Annotated in this window: 4 protein-coding genes; 3 read left to right on the top strand and 1 reads right to left on the bottom strand. The window is 76.8% G+C overall.

Annotated features, from left to right (window positions below; all coding sequences use genetic code 11):
* The coding region (locus AC0CYZ_RS06445) for an IclR family transcriptional regulator domain-containing protein (protein WP_472213463.1) at positions 1-525 on the top strand (525 nt) is incomplete at its 5' end.
* Positions 526-545: 20 nt separating this feature from the next.
* A complete protein-coding gene (locus AC0CYZ_RS06440) occupies positions 546-974 on the top strand; it encodes a hypothetical protein (RefSeq protein ID WP_472213462.1) in 429 nt (142 codons plus the stop codon).
* A 142-nt stretch (positions 975-1,116) separates the two neighbouring features.
* Here AC0CYZ_RS06440 and AC0CYZ_RS06435 read toward each other — a convergent pair whose 3' ends face one another.
* Entirely contained in the window at positions 1,117-1,725 is a 609-nt protein-coding gene (locus AC0CYZ_RS06435; protein ID WP_472213461.1) for an MOSC domain-containing protein, read from the bottom strand.
* Between the two features lie 50 nt (positions 1,726-1,775).
* Here AC0CYZ_RS06435 and AC0CYZ_RS06430 point away from each other — a divergent pair.
* Positions 1,776-2,203 (top strand): GntR family transcriptional regulator (locus tag AC0CYZ_RS06430; protein WP_472213460.1); only part of this gene is annotated, 428 nt, incomplete at its 3' end.

Raw genomic sequence — 2,203 nt, 5'->3', positions numbered from 1 at the left:
GGCTGGCGGCTCTACGCCTTCGCCGCGCGGACGACCGAGGCGCGCCTGGTCCGCACGGCCGGCCGGGGCCTCGCGCGGCGCGCCGACCGGCTCGCCGTGGGCGCGCACCTCTGCCGCCTGCACGGCGAGGCCGTGGCGACGGTGCTGACCGTCGCCGGGGACGGCTCCCCGCCGCGCACCGGGTTCGACGTCTCCGACATCCCGATCGCCTCCAGCTCCGCCGGCCGCGTGCTGCTCGCCTTCCACGACGAGGCCGGGCTCGCGCGCCGGCTGGCCGCCCACGGGCTGGACCCGCGGATCGCCGCCCGGGTGGTGGCCGACGGGATGGCGGTCGTCGACGGCGACCTCGACCCGCGCCTGGCCGGCGCCTCGGCCCCGGTGCGCGACGTCCACGGCGGCGTCGTCGCGGCGGTCAACGTCTCGGGCCCGGCGGCCCGCGTGCGCCCGGCCCTGCCCGCCCTCGCGGCGGCGACGGCGGACGCGGCCGCCGACCTGTCCTCCCGCCTCGCCTCGCCGCGCGCCTGATCGCGGGTACACCCGCCCTCGTGCCCCTCCTCGTCGTCCACCTGGCCGCGGTCTGGTTCTGCGTCGGGCTGGTCTGGGTGGTCCAGGTGCTCGTCTACCCGGGCTTCCGGGGGATCGACCGGGCCCGCTGGCGCGAGCAGCACGACCGCCACACCCGGCTCATGGCCCGGACGGTCAGTGCGCCCTGGGCGGTGCAGGGGGTGACGTGCGCGGTGCTGCTGGTCTGGCGTCCCGACGGCGTCCCGTTCTGGCTGGCCGCCCTGGCCGGGGTCTGCGGGGCGGCCACCGTGGCGGTGACCGTCGGCATCTCGGTGCCCTGCCACCAGCGGCTCTCGGCAGGCTACGACGACGCCGTCCTCGACCGCCTCGTGCGCACCAACTGGTACCGGACCGCCGCGTGGTCGGCGGGCGGGATCGTCGCGGCGGCCATGGTGCTGCTCGCGTCCTGACGGAACCGCACGTCGCGCCTGTGCAGATGTCGACGATCATCTACCTGGCGGGCCTCGGGCGGTGTCCGGGTCCCGCGCCGCTAGGCGGTTGATCATGTCGAGGGCACCGGACCGCCCTGGTGCCGTCGCCATGATCAACCGCCTAGTGCGGGCGGGGCTGGACCGAGGTCCGGCGTCCGTGGGTCCCGACGGCGGCACGGGCCGGGTCGAGGCGGGCGGCGAGCAGGGCCGCGTCGTCGACGTCGTCGAGCAGCGAGTCCGCCGGCGGGAAGGTCACCGACAGCGGCCCGACCCGCAGGGTGCCGCTGCCGAGCACCGCGAAGCGCACCCCGGCCCGGCCCCGCAGCGCGGCGTGCGCGCCGCGAGCGAGGACCACGTCCATCCAGGCGCAGGGCGCCGCGGGGCGGCGGCCGCCGAGGAGCACCGGCCCGTCGCCGGAGTCGAGCAGCACGTCGGTGCCGCGCAGCGCCTCGACGTCGAGACCGCGGGTGACGACGGTGCGGCGCGCGAGCGCCGGGTCGAAGGGCGGGACGCCCAGCTCGTCCGCGACCGCCTCGAGGGCCTCGGCCGCGATGATCGTCAGCGCCGCGTCGCGGTGCGCGGCCCGGCCGGCGTAGCGGTCCCCGACGACTCCGTACCCCGCACGCAGCTCGATCGACGCGGGCGAGGACGTCTCGACCGGGACCGGCCCGTACGCCGGCCGCCCCTCGTAGGCGTGCTGCGGCGACACGACGAGACGTTCGATGAGCAACTGGTCCGTACCTCTTGATGTCGGCGAGGTCAGAGGTCTATACCTCTCCCGTGCGGGCCACCAGATCGACCGAGGTGAGCGCCCAGGTCGCCGCGCTCTGCGCCGATCTCGGCCCCGGCGCCATGTTGCCAGGCGAGCGGGAGCTGTCGGTCCGGTTCGGGGTGTCCCGCGCCACGGTCCGCAAGGCGCTGGAGGAGCTGATGGCCCGCCGGGTCGTCGAGCGCCGGCACGGGGCCGGGACGTTCGTCCGCCGTCCGGCCGTCGCGCAGCCGCTGATGGCGACCTCGTTCGGCGACGACATGCGACGCCGCGGACTCACGCCGTCCTCGCGGTTGCTGTGGTCGGACGTCGTCGTCGCCGACACCGACCTCGCCACGCACCTCGAGATGCCCGGCGGCGAGGCCGTGCTGCGGGTGTGCCGGGTCCGGCTCGCGGACGACGAGCCGATGACGCTGGAGACGCTGCACGTCCCGGCCGG

Source organism: Actinomycetospora sp., from assembly GCF_055612215.1.
Note: the sequence above shows the minus strand (reverse complement) of the source record. Positions and strands in the feature narration are given on the sequence as shown.